The sequence below is a fragment of the Clostridium sp. OS1-26 genome (genome assembly GCF_030915445.1).
Lineage (GTDB): Bacteria > Bacillota > Clostridia > Clostridiales > Clostridiaceae > Clostridium_AM.
The window spans coordinates 2,452,395-2,469,530 of record NZ_CP133264.1; the positions used below are offsets into that span (position 1 = coordinate 2,452,395).

19 protein-coding genes and 2 other annotated features are annotated in these 17,136 nt (G+C 31.5%); of the genes, 11 read left to right on the plus strand and 8 right to left on the minus strand.

What is annotated here, in order from left to right; genetic code table 11:
• Complete coding sequence (locus RCG18_RS11950) at nucleotides 1-387, plus strand: hypothetical protein (RefSeq protein ID WP_308041503.1); 387 nt, start codon at nucleotides 1-3, stop codon at nucleotides 385-387.
• 126 nt (nucleotides 388-513) lie between these two features.
• Here the strand turns inward: RCG18_RS11950 and RCG18_RS11955 are convergent, their stop codons facing one another.
• The 5 genes from RCG18_RS11955 to RCG18_RS11975 all read right to left on the minus strand — a co-directional run bounded on the left by RCG18_RS11955 (nucleotide 514) and on the right by RCG18_RS11975 (nucleotide 4,543).
• On the minus strand, nucleotides 514-1,353 hold the full coding sequence (locus RCG18_RS11955; protein ID WP_308041504.1) for a peptidoglycan-binding protein: 840 nt from the start codon (nucleotides 1,351-1,353) through the stop codon (nucleotides 514-516).
• A 238-nt stretch (nucleotides 1,354-1,591) separates the two neighbouring features.
• Nucleotides 1,592-3,025 (minus strand): multicopper oxidase domain-containing protein, encoded by a 1,434-nt coding sequence (locus tag RCG18_RS11960; protein ID WP_308041505.1) that lies wholly within the window; start codon nucleotides 3,023-3,025, stop codon nucleotides 1,592-1,594.
• A gap of 137 nt (nucleotides 3,026-3,162) precedes the next feature.
• Entirely contained in the window at nucleotides 3,163-3,351 is a 189-nt protein-coding gene (locus RCG18_RS11965) for a hypothetical protein (RefSeq protein ID WP_308041506.1), read from the minus strand.
• 122 nt (nucleotides 3,352-3,473) lie between these two features.
• Nucleotides 3,474-3,872 carry a hypothetical protein gene (locus RCG18_RS11970; protein ID WP_308041507.1) on the minus strand — a complete coding sequence of 133 codons (399 nt, stop codon included), beginning with the start codon at nucleotides 3,870-3,872 and terminating at the stop codon, nucleotides 3,474-3,476.
• Nucleotides 3,873-3,961: 89 nt separating this feature from the next.
• Nucleotides 3,962-4,543 (minus strand): DNA-3-methyladenine glycosylase I, encoded by a 582-nt coding sequence (locus RCG18_RS11975; protein ID WP_308041508.1) that lies wholly within the window; start codon nucleotides 4,541-4,543, stop codon nucleotides 3,962-3,964.
• Nucleotides 4,544-4,688: 145 nt separating this feature from the next.
• Here RCG18_RS11975 and RCG18_RS11980 point away from each other — a divergent pair, with 145 nt between their 5' ends.
• The 4 genes from RCG18_RS11980 (at nucleotide 4,689) to thrB (ending at nucleotide 10,115) form a co-directional block, all read left to right on the plus strand.
• On the plus strand, nucleotides 4,689-5,714 hold the full coding sequence (locus RCG18_RS11980; RefSeq protein WP_308041509.1) for an alpha/beta hydrolase: 1,026 nt from the start codon (nucleotides 4,689-4,691) through the stop codon (nucleotides 5,712-5,714).
• Nucleotides 5,715-6,078: 364 nt separating this feature from the next.
• Nucleotides 6,079-6,320: a binding site (T-box leader), on the plus strand.
• 73 nt (nucleotides 6,321-6,393) lie between these two features.
• Nucleotides 6,394-6,720, plus strand: a binding site (T-box leader).
• Between the two features lie 139 nt (nucleotides 6,721-6,859).
• Complete coding sequence (locus RCG18_RS11985) at nucleotides 6,860-8,107, plus strand: homoserine dehydrogenase (protein WP_308041510.1); 1,248 nt, start codon at nucleotides 6,860-6,862, stop codon at nucleotides 8,105-8,107.
• Between the two features lies 1 nt (nucleotide 8,108).
• A complete protein-coding gene (gene thrC / locus RCG18_RS11990; RefSeq protein ID WP_374119089.1) occupies nucleotides 8,109-9,164 on the plus strand; it encodes a threonine synthase in 1,056 nt (351 codons plus the stop codon).
• A 54-nt stretch (nucleotides 9,165-9,218) separates the two neighbouring features.
• Nucleotides 9,219-10,115: a homoserine kinase gene (gene thrB, locus RCG18_RS11995; RefSeq protein ID WP_308042016.1), complete on the plus strand. Its 897-nt coding sequence runs from the start codon at nucleotides 9,219-9,221 to the stop codon at nucleotides 10,113-10,115.
• Nucleotides 10,116-10,362: 247 nt separating this feature from the next.
• Here the strand turns inward: thrB and RCG18_RS12000 are convergent, their stop codons facing one another.
• A complete protein-coding gene (locus RCG18_RS12000; RefSeq protein ID WP_308041511.1) occupies nucleotides 10,363-11,178 on the minus strand; it encodes a purine-nucleoside phosphorylase in 816 nt (271 codons plus the stop codon).
• A 287-nt stretch (nucleotides 11,179-11,465) separates the two neighbouring features.
• Between RCG18_RS12000 and RCG18_RS12005 the strand changes: the two genes are divergently transcribed.
• Both RCG18_RS12005 and RCG18_RS12010 read left to right on the plus strand, forming a co-directional pair.
• Entirely contained in the window at nucleotides 11,466-12,203 is a 738-nt protein-coding gene (locus tag RCG18_RS12005; protein ID WP_308041512.1) for a lysoplasmalogenase family protein, read from the plus strand.
• Nucleotides 12,204-12,251: 48 nt separating this feature from the next.
• Nucleotides 12,252-12,533: a zinc-ribbon domain-containing protein gene (locus RCG18_RS12010; RefSeq protein WP_308041513.1), complete on the plus strand. Its 282-nt coding sequence runs from the start codon at nucleotides 12,252-12,254 to the stop codon at nucleotides 12,531-12,533.
• Nucleotides 12,534-12,586: 53 nt separating this feature from the next.
• Here the strand turns inward: RCG18_RS12010 and RCG18_RS12015 are convergent, their stop codons facing one another.
• Nucleotides 12,587-12,940: a hypothetical protein gene (locus tag RCG18_RS12015; protein ID WP_308041514.1), complete on the minus strand. Its 354-nt coding sequence runs from the start codon at nucleotides 12,938-12,940 to the stop codon at nucleotides 12,587-12,589.
• Between the two features lie 175 nt (nucleotides 12,941-13,115).
• Between RCG18_RS12015 and RCG18_RS12020 the strand changes: the two genes are divergently transcribed.
• Together RCG18_RS12020 and RCG18_RS12025 are read left to right on the plus strand one after the other, a co-directional pair.
• Nucleotides 13,116-13,334, plus strand: coding sequence for a hypothetical protein (locus RCG18_RS12020; protein WP_308041515.1), 219 nt, complete (start codon nucleotides 13,116-13,118; stop codon nucleotides 13,332-13,334).
• Between the two features lie 98 nt (nucleotides 13,335-13,432).
• The gene (locus RCG18_RS12025) at nucleotides 13,433-14,629 is read left to right on the plus strand and encodes a DUF4317 domain-containing protein (RefSeq protein ID WP_308041516.1); all 1,197 of its coding nucleotides are present in this window, start codon (nucleotides 13,433-13,435) and stop codon (nucleotides 14,627-14,629) included.
• 78 nt (nucleotides 14,630-14,707) lie between these two features.
• On the opposite strand, the gene yyaC is transcribed toward RCG18_RS12025, so the two are convergent.
• On the minus strand, nucleotides 14,708-15,238 hold the full coding sequence (gene yyaC, locus RCG18_RS12030; RefSeq protein ID WP_308041517.1) for a spore protease YyaC: 531 nt from the start codon (nucleotides 15,236-15,238) through the stop codon (nucleotides 14,708-14,710).
• 296 nt (nucleotides 15,239-15,534) lie between these two features.
• Between yyaC and RCG18_RS12035 the strand changes: the two genes are divergently transcribed.
• Both RCG18_RS12035 and RCG18_RS12040 read left to right on the plus strand, forming a co-directional pair.
• Nucleotides 15,535-16,362, plus strand: a complete 828-nt coding sequence (locus tag RCG18_RS12035; RefSeq protein ID WP_308041518.1) for a CsxC family protein — start codon at nucleotides 15,535-15,537, stop codon at nucleotides 16,360-16,362.
• Between the two features lie 112 nt (nucleotides 16,363-16,474).
• On the plus strand, nucleotides 16,475-17,095 hold the full coding sequence (locus tag RCG18_RS12040; RefSeq protein WP_308041519.1) for an RsiV family protein: 621 nt from the start codon (nucleotides 16,475-16,477) through the stop codon (nucleotides 17,093-17,095).
• Nucleotides 17,096-17,136: the final 41 nt, after the last annotated feature.

The following is a 17,136-nucleotide window of genomic DNA, read 5'->3' on the forward strand; positions in this document are numbered from 1 at the left end:
ATGCATGGTTATAGAGATCATTGCATAAGAAAAGCTTACCCATCGACGCAATTTTACTGCCCTTACTCTATGTATCAGCCTCTATGTCCATATTGGGGATATAGACAGAAGGCAGAAGAATATCCAGCTCATCATCACAAACGTCCCCAAAAACCACCGCCAAACTATATACCTAAGTTGCCAGCTTCAGTTGGCTCCGTTGAATTTGGCAAAATGTCCCCTTGTGCTCATAAATACACATATTTATGGCTAAGGAATGGCGAATCTTTTTGGGCTTATATTATATATGTAGGTAAAAGAGCAGTTTTTGGCTGGAGATATAAAGGAGGTCGCTGGGTGCAGTTTCACTCCCGTTTAAGACAAATTAAAAACTTTACGTGCCCTTAATTCTATTATTTTCAGTACTTTACAATTATAATTTTCTTTAATAAATAAAAGAAGCCTCCATATAGATAATACATTTATATGGAGATCTCCTTTATTATTATAATTTAAGTAGCTAAATTATACTTATTATGAAGGTCTTGCCCCTTCTAAAAGCTGCTCTGTGCTTAATCCAAAAGTATATTGAAAATGGGGCGGATCTACGAGAGTGATGTCATAAGAGGTCCAATTGCCTCCCCATTCTAACCCTACTTGCTGTCCTAGAGCACCCATTTTATTAAAGGTATCTATATCATCCCAAGCAATTGCGCCATTTTCTAATGGTGCACAATCAAATGCTAATCCCCAGTTATGATATGAGTCTCCCCCTTCTGCATCAGTTACTATATCTCCTGCAGTAGTTCTCCCTTGAGCATACAGTGCATCCTGCTCATCCCAACTTCTAAAGGCCTCTACTACAGTAACATTTAGTCCATTAGCATTACATAAATCGAGAAATTGTTGCGCTAATGATGCTACGTATGAATTTAATGAGCTTAAGGCTAATGAGCTAGGACGTTGGCTATAATCATCTGAAGGATTAGGATTAAAGAGTTGCTGTCTTGTTCTTGGATCTACAACACCATTCATCGCAAGCCCATTGACACTTTGAAATCTAGTTACAGCATTTGTAGTTTTTGGGCCAAATATGCCATCTGGAGTTCCAGCGATGAAATATACGGAATTTAGTTGATTTTGTATCCTCTTAACCGCTGCTAATAAAGCACTCCAAGTAATTGGCCCCACAATACCATCTGATGTTAACTTGTGTTCAACCTGAAAGTCTCTTACTACCTCATCAGTTAATGAATCGAATACACCTGTAACTTGAAGACCATTATATCTATAATTTAATCCGTACAAATTCATCTGAAGCACTCTCACCGACGGTCCTTCATAATATAATCTTAGAGTTGGAAATGTAGCCATCGAATTTCTCCTAAAAATATTTCAATAACTATATTATGTTATTGATAAATATTTTGTGCAAAAGTTCACTTGATAAATACCAGCGTAAATGCTTATATATATGGTATTCATAATATAAAAAATTCACTTATATATAAGAGTATCCTACTAGTGTTAAAAACATGTATTGCAATAAAGCACTAGCAGAATATCACGGATATAAGTGAATTTTCCTGTTTGAAGCATTGATAGAGGACTATTACTGATCTACCTGGATGAATGTTAGCTGTCCACCAGGATAAATTCCGTTGTTAGTCACCGTATAGTTATTATTGTTATGCATAGGATAAAAATGAGGAAGGTTACGTTTGTCATGGTTTGCATTAGTTTGATCACATAGTTGCAGGAAATTAACAAAATCAGCATTTGGATGTTTTAATGGTTCTAGTGGAATAGTTGCAATTGAATTTTGACTTTTAGCTAGTAAATCTTTTAGCTGACTGCGTAAATAGGGAATTGTAGATAGACCTTTCGATATATAGTTTTCATAGTTTTCTGTTTTATTGTCAGCAGATATAATTACGTCGTAGGTTTCACCAGAGGATAAAGAAGCAGTACAGCCCATTTCTTGAACGTGATTACCATGCTTTTCAAGATTAAGTATAGCACTTAATTTCAAAAATTGGTTTAACTCCGCGTCCTTTCCTACTATTGAAAAGTTCCATCCGTGTACATGCCAAGGGACCATTTGATATCCCATATTAATAATTCTAAGAAGGACTTTCTGTCCATACTTTATATGAACATAGGACTCATAGTTTATTGGGTTAGTATTATTCTGTATTTTATCCTTTTCAGTCTGAGGATGAGGATATAGAGTATGTGGAAAGGCTCTTCCATTAACAAGCCAGTAATCTGGCTTATAGTCCACTGGATTATAAAATTTACTATTTAATATATTGTTATGCCAACTTGAATCTATATTAGATAAGAGAATAATGTATTCCTTATCAAAATAGGTATATGGGTTAGCATAAGCAAAATTATAATTTGTGGAATTTAAAGGAACATTGTTGATAAGTTGCTTTTCAAAATACCATTTATTAGATCTGCTTTGGTGTATTCCAGAATCCTCTAAATATTTAAGTGATGGGTATATAACAACAGCACCATACATACCCATTTGGACATGCTGATAAGCAGCTGCATGGTTACTATATACATAGGTTCCACTACGTTCAGGTTTAAAGTAGTAGGTTGCAACAGGAGGAGAATCTTTATAATTTGTCCATGTGGGAATGCCAAAAGAGGTTTCAGGAAAACCATCTATTTCAGCAGGTAGATTTGCTCCATGGATATGAAGTGTATGAAGCTCCATAAGATCGCTTCTATACTTCATACCAAGATTTATAAGCGTTATAAATATGTCATCATCTACTTCACCACATATAATTGGAGATGGGATTGTAGCTGTTCCTTTCATGTCAAGATATTCATTCCAGTTTAAAGGGTTTTGCCAGTTAAGAGAAGGATTAATTATATCGTTATCAATTCTAAAGAGACCACCTACGAATCCGAATATATAAATATCCTTTGCGTTCTTTGAATTGTATAATATATCTGATGTAGTAGGAACTTTTAAAAAACCATCAGTGGAAAATAGAACATAATGTCGTACAGACACTATAAACACTATAAACACCTCACTTTTGATTTGTTTTATTTCATAATATTCATATGTAGGTATTAAGGTACATATAAAAAGCAGCTATTGAAGTTGTCAATAGCTGCTATAGTGTTACTTGGTCGAAAGTTAACTTTCGGTCTTATTTACCTATAAATTACAATAGAATCAACTTTTGATATGTCTATCTCGAAGTTATCCCAAGCGAATCCATTCCATCGCCAGCCTCCAATTCGTTCTCCAACAGCGAAGGTTATCCAAGTCCAAAATTGTGCTCTATATTTGAGCCAAACATAAGCATATTTATTTATAATATCCTTTGCTGGCAGTTCCATTTTATTTAATGATTGAGCTTTAGTTGGAAAAAAGTTTGGTGGAGGACTTATTGGAGGAGGAGAATTTAATAATCCGATTACATCTCCTACTGGAGGTGAACAGGAATGGCCTCATCTAAAAGCTAGAAACATTGAAAGCTTTCTATTTGTCTTAAATCCATTCCGAAGAAAACCCATCTACGTCCATCCCATCTCCAGCCAGAAACGGATCTTCTATCGACACGGATAAGCCATGCCCAAAAACCTCTTCCTCTTCTAGGCCATATAAACGTAAATCTGAAGAGACATGGTCTAATTGAACCAGGGCTAACAGCAAAGGTTTGGACTTGAGACTTTTGTGGAGCAAAGGATGGTGGTGGTGAGCTAGGAGGTCTTGAGCCTGCACCTGGGCCACCAGGTCCTCCGAAAGGTGGTCCACCAGGTCCACCAGGTCCACCACCAGGTCCTCCGAAAGGTGGCCCACTAGGGAATTGTTGACGGAATAAATGCATCATTGGGCAATCAAAATAGTCACAATACATATTGTTTAAACTCTCCTTTTACACGATACACTACATACTATGTAATAAAGAAGAAAAGTGTTATTGATTTGTTTCAAATATTTTTGAAATTATTTAAGATCATTATATCTAAAACAGTTCACAATATGGTCATTTATAATACCTGTTGCTTGTAAATGAGAATAAATTATAGTAGAGCCTAAAAATTTAAAACCTCGTTTTTTTAGATCTTTACTTACTTCATCTGAAAGAGTAGAGGTCGCAGGTACATCAGATATACTTTCCCATGAATTTATTACAGGTCTATAATTAACAAATTTCCATATGTAGTTATCAAAGCTTCCAAATTCTTTTTGGATATCTAAGAACATTTTTGCATTATTTATTGAAGCTTCAATTTTTCTTCTATTCCTTACTATGCCACTATTTTGAAGAAGTTCATTTATCTTTTCCTCAGAGTAATTTGCTACTTTATCAGGATCAAAGTTGTCATAAGCAATACGATAGTTTTCTCTCTTTCTAAGTATAGTAATCCAACTAAGACCAGCTTGAGCAGATTCTAATACAAGGAATTCAAAATGTTTTCTTTCATCATGAACAGGAACACCCCATTCTTCATCATGATATTTAGTATATAAAGGGTCATCTCCACACCAAGAGCATCTCTCCAATATTTTCACCTCATTTTTCATAATGGATTCAAAGGACGAAAGATAACTTTCGAGTTTGAATCATTATAATTTTTATTTTAAATTATACCTTAAATTGCACATAAATAGTAGTGCAAGCATAATATATATTTCATACTTAATTATTAAGTAAGAGATGGTGGAATATATGATAATTGATTTTTCTTATATAAAAAAGAAAATAGATTTTGTCAAAGGTTATATATTGAAGGGAAGCTTCTATAGGTGCAGCTATATTAGGTATAAAAGCCTATATAGAAACCCTGCGCCGGGAACGGAAAACGTAGAATTATATAACTTTGAGCCTAGAGGGAAAACACAAGCTTCCGTGCTTATATTGCACGGTTTAGGCAGCAGAAATATTAAATTTATGCTGTGGCTTGGTACACATTTAGCTTCTGTAGGAGTTAACTCTACAATAATAATTCTTCCAGGAAACTACACCCGAGTGGAGGATAAATCCGTTAGTGGACGAAGCTATATATGGCCTGATATTAAGGTTATGTATCAATTCTGGGAGCATGCGGTAGTCGATGTACGTTCAACTATAGATTTGCTTCAGCAGGAAAAACTTTGGAATGAGAATAATTGCGTAGTTGGTTATTGTCTTGGAGGGATGATTTCTTCTATTGTAGCGTCAATGGATAAAAGAATTAATCAAACTATTTTCATGACTACAGGAGGAAATATACCTAAAATAATGCATGAATCTCATGTTACAGCCTTTGCACGAAGACTTTTTGAAAAGGGATATGGCGAAGAATATTATATAAATAACAAAGAAAAATTATATGAAATATATAATAATCAATTTGATAGTGTAAAAAATATGAGTTTACTAGAAATACTAAGATGTAAGGATTTACATCCCTTTTTTAGGATAGATCCTATATCGTATGCTCATCTTCTTGAAAAGAAAAGAGTAACTTTTATAGATGCACTATTCGATGAAACCTTACCTTTTAAAAGCAGGATTCAACTCTTTAAAGAAATGAAGGGCTCAACCAGATATATAATACCAACTACTCATATTAATTGGCTTCCTTTTGAGTCGTTACTTGCACAATATATTCTGATTAAAGTAAATATTAATGATAAAAAAGCTGCAAATTTAGTTGTAAAAAAACAAAAAGTTTTTGATTATATAACATATAAGCTTTTAGGAAAGCTTTAAAGTATATAGAATTTCAAAACCACAAATTGATTTATGCCTCGGAATTTATTTGCAAAATTCGGCAAGTTAAAAACCTTTATTAGATGTGTAATTTTATGCAATTAAAATGTATTTTTATTAGAGATTAAACACTATATAAGTAAAATATAATGAAAGGATTAATAGTTTAAGTTGAAATTAATAATGAATCATAATAAATAATATTAATATTTATTATTTTATCTATAATATTTATGAAAATACAAAAAAATATTCCAAAAAAATATTTTATATAATTTTTGGATTTTTTGAATATTTTATATTGACATGTATTATTATAAATAATATAATGATTAACAACGAAGGAACTATACAAAATGATAACATAAATACAATGATAAGGAAGAGTAAGTAGAAAACTGTTCTAAGAGAGAGGAACTCATTGGCTGAAAGGTTTCTCGTTCAAGATCTATTGAAAACCACCTTGAAGTTGAGTGCTGAAATTACAGTAGGTATATCCGTTTGCCAGCGTTAAAGGTACAAAGATAACAGTTCATATAATCTATTATTTTATGATTATATTGAATGTTAATTTGGGTGGAACCGTGATTAATACTCGCCCCATGTTTTTGGGGGAGTTTTTTTATTTTATTATAGTATATTATTTGCATAAGTTAGTTACCATATAGAATTAATACGAATAAAGACAATGAAAAGGAAGAGTAGGTAGCAATCTGTTCAAAGAGAAGGAAACTCATCGGCTGAAAGGTTTCCCGTTCAAGAGCTGCTGAAAACCACCTTCGAGTTAAGTATTGAAGTGAGGCATCTTCAAAAAAATAAGTTATTTTCTTTCAGATGCCTAATAGTAAGTATTTTCGCTTGCTAGCGTTAAAAGCACAAAGTGATAGTATCTGTAAATGAACGCTTATTCTGTTGCTTTTATTATGTTAGAGAGGATAGCAACTAATAGAGCTGATAATTGCACACTATAATTTGGGTGGAACCGCGAATATAACTCGTCCCATTTTTGTGGGATGAGTTTTTTATTTATATAAAAATACAAAAATACACAAAAAAGTAATTTGAAGGAGGAAAAATTATGAAAACCATAACCAGTTACACTATTAACAGTTCTATGAAAATATTAAAAGGTAGGAGGGATAAATATGGCTTGCATAGCTATGCTTGGCTATGGCACTGTAGGTAGTGGTGTAGCAGAACTTATATATAAAAATAGAGATAGATTCAAAAAAAACCTAAATGAGGAATTAGTTTTATCAAAAATTCTTGTAAGAGATATAAATAAACACAAAGAAAAAAACAAGGATTATAATATTTTAACTAATGATATAGACGAAATTTTTAATGAAAATGTTGATATAGTAATTGAAGCGATGGGAGGAGTTAACCCATCTTACGAATATGTCAAAAGGGCATTACTATTAAAAAAACATGTTGTTACAGCTAATAAAGATTTAATTGCGGAGTATGGGGCAGAACTTTTAGATATAGCCAATAAAAATGGAGTTGAGTTGCGTTTTGAAGCTAGTGTAGGAGGAGGAATACCTATACTGAAGTCATTAAGTGAGTGTCTTGTTGGAAATAGAATAAAAAGCATTAAAGCGATTTTAAATGGAACTACAAACTTTATCCTTTCTAAAATGAGCAAAGAAAATATGAATTATAATGATGCCTTAAAGCTTGCTCAAAAACTTGGATTTGCAGAAGCAAATCCTGAAAGCGATGTAATGGGGTATGACGCTGCGAGAAAGCTTTCAATATTATCTACTATAGCCTTTGAAAAGAGAGTGAATTGGAGAAATATAAAAATAAGTGGAATAACAAATATAGATACTGAAGATTTTAAGTATGCTCAAAGAGAAGGTTGTGAAATAAAGCTTGTAGCTATGAGTGAGTTGCAGAATGAGGAGCTATATGCTACAGTGTCGCCAGTTATGGTAAGAAAAAATTCTACTTTAGGAAGAACTGAAAATGAATACAATGCTATTTTGGTAGATGGAGATGCAGTAGGAGATGTCGTGTTTACAGGTAAAGGAGCTGGAATGTTTCCTACAGCCAGTGCAGTATTCTCAGACATAGCAGATATTATTCAAAGTAAAAAGGAAAGCACAATGATTTTTAATTATGATAAAGCAGATGTTAATATTCTTTGGAAGAGAGAAAGTAAGTGGCTTCTTAGAATAAAAACAGAGGAAAGAATAAAGGCAATGGAAGCTCTATCTGAATATTTTTCAAGCTGTAGTATTATTAGCAAAGAACTTTACAATTTAGATGGAGAGGTGGCAGCCTTTGTTAAATCACAAAATGAAGCCGTATTAGATAGATTTATAGATGATATAAAAGAAAGAATTAATACTAAAGAAATTAAAAAAATCTTAATATTGGAGGACTAGAATGATGAGATGGATGGGGTTAATAAATAAATATAATGAGTACTTGCCAATTAGTGATGATACGAAGATAGTTACGCTTTTCGAAGGTAATACACCTTTAATAAGAGCAGAGAATATAGAAAAACTTATGCCTGGTCTCGAGATATATTTAAAGTACGAAGGGTTGAATCCAACAGGATCTTTTAAAGATAGAGGAATGACTATGGCAGTTACAAAAGCCGTGGAAGAAGGCTCGAAAGCAATAATATGTGCCTCAACAGGCAACACTTCAGCAGCGGCCGCTGCATATGCAGCAAAGGCAGGAATAAAGTGTGTGGTACTAATACCAAATAAAAAAATAGCAATGGGAAAGCTTGCTCAGGCGATAGCTTATGGTGCAAAAGTCATAGCTATAGATGGTAACTTTGATGATGCATTAAATATGGTAAAGGAAATATCAAACAAATATCCTATTACTTTGGTAAACTCAATAAATCCTTTTAGAATAGAAGGTCAGAAAACAGCAGCTTTTGAAATTTGCGATCAGCTTGATGCTAACCCAGATTATTTATGTATACCTGTGGGTAATGCGGGAAACATAACTGCTTACTGGAAAGGCTTTAATGAATATAAGAATCGAGGAAAGATTAGTGAGATGCCTAAGCTTCTAGGTTTTCAAGCGGAGGGAGCAGCCCCTATAGTGAATAATAGAATTATTGAGAATCCAGAAACAATTGCAACTGCTATAAGAATTGGTAATCCTGCAAGCTGGAGCAAAGCTGTGTCTGCTCTAGTAGAATCAAAAGGAATTATAGATAAGATAAGTGACGAGAAAATATTAGAGACTTATAAAATACTTGCGGAGTCAGAGGGAATATTTGCAGAACCAGCATCATGCATCTCAATTGCAGGTTTATATAAATTATATAAAGAGGGAAGGCTACAGCATGATAAAAAAGTTGTTTGTATATTGACTGGTAACGGACTTAAAGATCCCGATATTGCTGTAAATATTGGCGGAGACATAAAAACTCTACCATGTGATTTCGGCATTATTGAAAAAGAAATAACACAGTAGACCTATATGGTATTTCTAAATTTAAGATTGATAAAATAAAAAGGTGGGGTAATGATGATAAAAGTAAGAATACCAGCTACAACAGCAAATATGGGGCCAGGCTTTGATTCTTTTGGTATGGCACTTAAGCTTTATAATGAAATTGAAATTGAAGAGAGAAAAGGTGAAACTATAATATTAAATAATGGTATAAAAAGTGAAGAGAATTATAAAGATAATTTAATATATAAAAGTTTAATAAATACTCTTGGTATATTTAACTATAAATATGATGGATTTATCATAAATGTTTCAAAATGTGATATTCCAATTTGCAGAGGTCTTGGAAGCAGCGCGGCATGCATAGTAGGCGGAGTAGCAGCAGCTAGTTCATTAATGGAAAATAGATTATCACTTGATGAAATAATAGAAATAGCAACAGAAATAGAAGGTCATCCTGATAATGTAGTGCCTGCAGCAGTAGGGGGAATGGTAGTTTCTATTAAGGATGGTGAAAAAGTAAATTATTCAAAGATAAGGGTTCCAAATGAACTAAAATTTGCTGCAATGATACCGGATTTTCAGGTAAGCACAGCGCTATCAAGACAAATACTACCTCAGGCATATGTAAAAGAAGATTGCATTTTTAATATATCAAGATCTGCTATGTTAATAAGTGCTCTCTATAATGGAGAATTTGATAAGCTTAGAACATGTTTCAATGATAAAATTCATGAACCATATAGAAAAAAACTAATAAAGAATGCTGAAGAAATACTGGAAAAGGCAAGAGAAACAGGTGCTGTTGGAGAATTTGTAAGTGGTTCAGGATCAACTCTTATGGCAGTAGTTGATAAGGATACAGAAAAATTTGAAAAAGAGGTTAAAAATTTTTTAGGAAAGCTTGAGGATAACTGGAGATTAATTTTATTAGAACCTGATATAGAAGGGATTAAGGTTGCTAGCTGTTAGAAGTGCTGCTTGCGAAAGATTCTTGATCCATAGAGAAATGCATTAAAGATGTAAAAAATCTTAAAAATTATAAAGATAGTGGAAAATGTTGTTCCGACTTAAAAGAATGTCAAACAAATAAATGCAATTATTAACAAGAGCAGAAATGCTCTTGTTTTGTTTTTGAAAAAAGTATGATAAATGGTTTTTTATTAAAAATTATTTTTAAACATAGATAGCCAAATTGAAAATTTGTCATAAATCTCTTTTACCCAATATTCTTAATTATTTCAGCTACCCATCTGCATAAATCTGTTGAAGCCTTTTTAGCAGTTGCAACTACTCTTTCATGAGAGTGCTTTTCCTTTTGTATTCCCGTAGCCATATTTGTTATACAAGCAATACCTAGTACATCCATTCCTAAATAATTTCCTACTATAGTTTCTGGGACAGTGGACATACCTACTGCATCTGCTCCTTGTCCTCCGATTGATCTAATTTCTGCTGCAGTTTCATAATAAGGTCCCATAAACCCAGCATAAACACCTTGTTGACATTCAATGCCAAGTTCATTAGCTATTTTCTTTGCTTTATTTATCAATTCTATTTTATATGGCTCTGACATATCTGGGAATCTCTTTCCAAATCTTTCGTCATTTACTCCTATTAATGGATTTGTTCCAAAAAGATTTATAAAATCTGTAATAAGCATTAAATCTCCTGGTTTAAAGCTTATATTTATTCCTCCACACGCATTTGTTACAACTAGATTTTTAATTCCTAATTGCTGCATAACATATACAGGATAAGTAACTTCTTTCATTGTATATCCTTCATAATAGTGGAATCTTCCCTGCATTAATAATACTTCTACACCATTTATATTCCCAAAGACCAATCTTCCTTCATGACCTTCAACTGTAACCTTAGGGAAGTTAGGAATGTCTTTATAATCTATATATTGTTTATCTTCTACTGCATTAACTAAGTCACCAAGTCCAGAACCTAGTATTACTGCAATTTTAGGCTTGCTGCTTACTCTTTCACTAATGTATTTTGCTGATTCTACAACTTTTTTGTACATTTTAAGCCCTCCATTATTTATAATTTAGTAAAAATATATTATCATTTTTTCAATAATTGTAATATGACATATGTCATATTAATGGAAAATTGGAATAAAATTAAGGTATATTTTCATATAACTAGTTCTAAAAATAAAGCAGCAGATGTTTGAGATAATAATCTTGATACTTGCTGTTTTATTTTATGGAAAAGTATATATGTTTATAACTTAATAATAAAAAAGGTTAAGTTTTATAAGTTCCAGAATATAATATATGTAAAATACTGTTCATGGAAGTGGTAAGAATGAAAGGAAATTTAAAAAAATCTCTTGTAATAACTATAGCATTGATAGAATTAATTATCTATATATCCTTTATATATATAGATTTTACCAATGGGTACAGTAATAGTTGTTCGACAGTACTAAAGTATATTGGCATATTGTTAAGTTTAACATTAAGTTTACTAATTGGAGATAATGGCTATAATAAGAAGGATACTAGACTTCTACAATTAGCACTATGTTTTACTGCGGCAGCAGATTTATGTTTGTTAATACTGGATTATTTTACTGTAGGAGTTCTTCTATTTTGTTTTGTACAAATCACTTATATAATCCGCCATTCAGGTATTTTAAAGAAAAATATGAAAAATTTTAGTATATTAATATTTGTTATTTTAGTATTTGTAATGATATTAGACATAAATATAATACATATAAATAATATAAGTAGAGAGCTTTTAGTTATAGGCTGTATTTATGCAATTTTACTTATTTCCAGTGTATATAGTGCATGGAAAGTTTTTAATAGAGGCTCTTACACATCCTTAAGTTGCTATCTAATTTGTATAGGTATGACCTTGTTCTTCCTTTGTGATATTAATGTTGCTATATCTGCGCTAATTAATAATGTTTTTATATTTGGAGTCAACTTAAAAGGTATTTCAAGGTTCTTAGTCTGGATATATTATCTTCCAGCGCAGGTTTTACTTGCCCTTAGTGGATATAGAACTTATAGCATGGATGAAAAAATAACTTGAAAATTATAAGTTTATTTAAAACAAATCAATTTTAAGGGGGTATTGTATATGCATTTATGCGCAAACTGCGGGGAAAAAGTTAATGATGAATGCAGATTCTGCCCAGAATGTGGAGCTCTTCAAAGCGGCAGAAATCATATGAATAGGGTAAAACATAAAAGGATGCATCGGAAAAATACATCTAGAGTGTTTTATAAATCTAAAACTATACCCTTTAATGCAGGTATGAGACAGCCAAACATAAAAAAAGCTATTAAAAATCCTATAATTATAGGTGCTCTTATTGGACTACTTATTATAATTATAGCTTTAGGAGGAAGTTACCTTTGATTTTTTAATAGATAGGGTTTCTAAGCTGAGTTTTTACTTGGAAACCCTATCTATTAATTATATATAGTATAGTCTTTAGGATCATCATAGGTTACTAACGATTTTAATTGATCATCAACAGTTCCTTTTGCAATAAATTCTGCTCTTCTACAGTTTGCACAATAGTGCCAAGGATACCACGTAGGTATTTCTTTCCAATTAGTGCTTCCGCATATGGGACATACTATTTCCTTTTCAAATATCGAGATTATACAAATAAGTATTGCACCTATCAGCGAAATGCCGAAGAAACCATACATGATTCTTGTCCATAATGGCAGACTAGTTGAGTATGCTGATTGAAAAAGTCTATAAGCCGCTCCTCCAAAAATCAGTAGGATTAAAGCGTTATAAAATTTAGGCTTCATAAATTGCTCCCCCAAAACATTAATTTTTAAAATTGTATAATCTCATGAATAGAAGTATTTCTTATTCTCTATTTTATTTCTTTTAACTTACAATAATGACTTATATTTATTTAAATAATAATTATTTAATGTACACATAATATTAAAACAGAAATAGAATTAAGGAGGCATTTGTATGTCAGAAAGAAGTCATATAGATCCATCAAAACTTGAGAAAGTGCCAGAAAGGCAGCCTTTTGTGTATAAAGACGTTGTCAGTGATGAGTTTCCAGTGGAGAAGCATACTATAGATGGCCGAAGATTTAAAGATGAAGTTGAACAAGGAAAGTACAATTCAATAGTAGTCGCTAAGGATGATGATGAACATAGAGTACTTTATAAAAAAATAAAATAACCTATTAAATTTAGAGAGTCCCGTAGATTAGTGACTCTCTTTTGATATATAATAATTTAATGAAAGTCTACATTGATATATAAAGAGAGGTATTTGATATGAATAAAAAAGATTTAGCTGATTTAAGAAAAGAATTTAAACTAAGCAGTTATATGATGCCTATTAAAGAGATATATAGTGTATATTTAAAAAAGGATAATGGAGAAATTATAACAAGAGAACTTAATTATTTTGAAATGATGGACATAGAGAAAAAGGAGCTTTATCTAGACAATTTTAAAAAAGTACTAACTGGAACTATAGACACAAAAGTTTTCGAGTTAGACTTTATAATGAAAACTGCTGATGAAAACATTACTGAGGAGGCTTCACCAGAGGAAAGTACACAAATTATTCTTTATAATGCTTTAACTTCAGGAAATAGTATTACAGAATGTGCTGACAAAATAGTAGATAAAATATCCAAACATTATACATATGATACAGATATTGTTATAAATTTTGTTAAGGCAGAATACTATAAAGGCAATAAAAAAAGAAATGAAGAAGCAGATGAGGCAATTGATGATTATGTACAAGCTATTGAATTTATATTATGCAGCATAAATAAGGTAGATGTGCCTAAGAAGGTTTTAAAATTTGATTACTCTGAAATGAAGTTTAAGCCTACATCCGCATTGGATATTACTGTAAACTTAAGCTCACCATTGGATGGATTTATGTTTCCAAGCTTTAGTAGTGAGTATGTAGATGTAAATAAAGTAATTTATTATTCTTCAAAATCTAAACAAATGAACACTACTTTTGTTGAAGAGGTTTTAGAAAGCGGTGTTAAGCCTACCGCAATAGAAGAAAAAGAAAGTTTTAATATTATACTAAATACTGTTGTTGGAGATAAGATAAAACCTGAAACTATGCAGGAGATATATGAGCAAATCCATGAAAAAATTGAAGATAGTGAAGATATGGAGGAAGAGCCAACTGTTGATATGAAGGAGATCCAGAAGGTTTTAGAAAACAGTGGTATAGAAAATACAGAGGTTGTAAAGAGTGCCTTCGAACAGGTTTGCGGAGGAGACTACGATTTTAAAGTAAAAAATATAGTTCCTGACTTTAGCAGCAAATCAGTTAAAATTGAAAATGAAGCTACAAGTATAATTATAAATCCAAATGAATTAAGTGGAATCAGACAGGTTAGAGACAAAAACGGGAAAAAATACTTGATGATTGAGATCACTGAAGATGTAGAGATAAATGGATTTAAACTAGAAACAGAAGAAATGGAATTAATATAAGCTGTGGTAAATCATGTTATTTATTAAAGGAGCAGAAAATCTGCTCCTTTAATTATTACTGCTGATACTTTACATAATCTATATTACAAAGTAATAAGCTTGCATTATTGAATCTGTAATTATTTTTGCCATATTCATTACAAAGCCAAGTCTTACTTTATTCAATAAAATAAAATCATTGATATCATTTAAGCCTGTGATTCCCATTATTGCACAACCACCAACACAGGGAAGAGATTTACCTACTCCTTCGCCTGGGCAAATAGAATAGTTTCTAGCTTCAATTTCACCTATGGTTTTTTCGCTACCTAAACATGCATCAACTGCCAAAATATTTGATTCCAAATATTTTGATTTGATTTCATTTAACTTTTTATCTATATTTAAAGCATTTATAGGATCATCTAGTGTCCCATATACAGGTAAAGGGAAATTTTTATCTTTAAGGATAGTTCCAACTAACGGTCCCAAAGAGTCAACTATATTGCTATCAGTTCCTATACAAATTACAACAAAATTTTTATTAATATAATCCTTTAAAAAACAAGCAATTTCATAGTATGCTGATGGATTTTTGTAATTTACTCTTAACCTAATTAGATTATTCATTTATCCCATATCTCCCTTGTTATCTAAAAGTTTTTTGTTTGTTTCATCTCTGTAATCTTTGCTTATAACATATGTTGCTAGTCCTTAATAGTTACCGTATAAGAAGTTACTTTTTCTTAATCTTCTCAAGTTAACTTATTTAGAAGCCTGTTTATATGAATATAATAAAAATACTTATTAGAAGGTTATATTTTTCTTGTAACGTAAAGTCATAATTCTGAATAGTATATATTAGAAACTGAGACAACTAAGATTTACAATATTTTTATAAGATAAAAAGGAGGACCACATTATTTATGAGTAATAACAATGAATTAAATCAAAACAACGAAATATTTACAAATAACAATTCTGATAGTTCAGCTTGTTGCAATGAACAACCTCAACAAGCTTGTGCTGCCGTTGCTTCTACACCTGAATCAATGTGTGAGCAACTTTCTATAACTCCTAGTGTTATTGGAGCAGGTCCTGTATTTGTTAAGATTCCTGTTGTATTAGCAGAGACAAATATAACAATTCCTACTGAAGCTACTATAACATTAGACCAAAGAGCTATGGAAATTAAACGTATTAAAAAGAATGTGTTTTTAAACCAATGCCGTCTTATTCCATTTTCTCAAGACAATAGACCTGGTACTGGTATATTATTTGTAGCAGGTTTTGTTAGAAAAAATATTGAGTATGCAACTCAAACTTGTCCGAGTGGTACAGCTGTAAATGTATGTGGAGATATAAGACACTGCACAGTTGAAGTTCCTTTTAATTGTACTGTTAGAGTTACTTTCCTTAGACAACCTATTTTCGCTGAAAACACTACTTCAAGTGAGCTAGAATTCTTCACAGATACTCTTAGAAGCTGCGATATTTGTGCAGATCCTGTGGTTGGACGTAATCCTTGTGATCAGAATTTCTCCTTCACAGAATTCTTTAATGAAAAACCTTTCTGTGAGCTAGTAAGAGCAGATATCACTGAAATTGATATTCATCAAAATCCAACAGCAAGTTGTCAAACACCTACAGAACAAATGTTCACAAAAATTACAGAAAAAATGGTAGTTAATTTAACTTTAAAAGTATTACAAAATCAGCAAGTAAGAATTACTTCATTAGGAAGAGACTGCTAAAATTAGAAATTAATATAATAATGGTTATATTAGATATTCACTAATTAATATGCTGAGGGCCCAAAGCTTACTTAGGAGAGGTTTTGGGCCCGTTTTTAGGAGGAGATAAATATTGGAACATAAGAAAGCACGAACTAGAATTATTACTGGAAAAATAGAAAATGAACATATGAATATAACTTATCCTCAGTTAAAATTAAAACGTAAAAAAGTACAACATAAAATTAACAAGGTAATTGTAGATATGATGCAAAGTTTTATAGAAAAAGAAACTAATAAATTTTTAGAGCAAAGAGATATATATGGAGAATATAAGATTACACTTGATAAAAGAAATTTGTTAAGTCTAGTTATTGAGTTTTACTCCTGTCTACCAGGGCAGAACATAGCTTTTAACTTATTAAAATCTCTAACTATAAACACAAGAGAAGCATATATATACAATTTTAATGATTTATTTTATGAAGGAAGTAATTATGAATATATAATTAACAAAATAATTTTAGAAGATATAAAAGAAAATAGCATTCCTATAATTGAGGAATTTGCAAATATAAATAAAAATAGAAGATTTTATCTTACAGAAGATTGCTTGGTAATCTACTATGAACTTAACAAAAATTCTAAGTATGCTTATATATATTCTGCTCCTCAATTTATTATACCATTTAATTCCATAAAAGATATTATTAATACTAAAGGACCTATTGTTAAGTTACTTTATGGAGAGTAGTATCTTTCAGCTACTTTGATTTATCCGATGACTTACCCGCT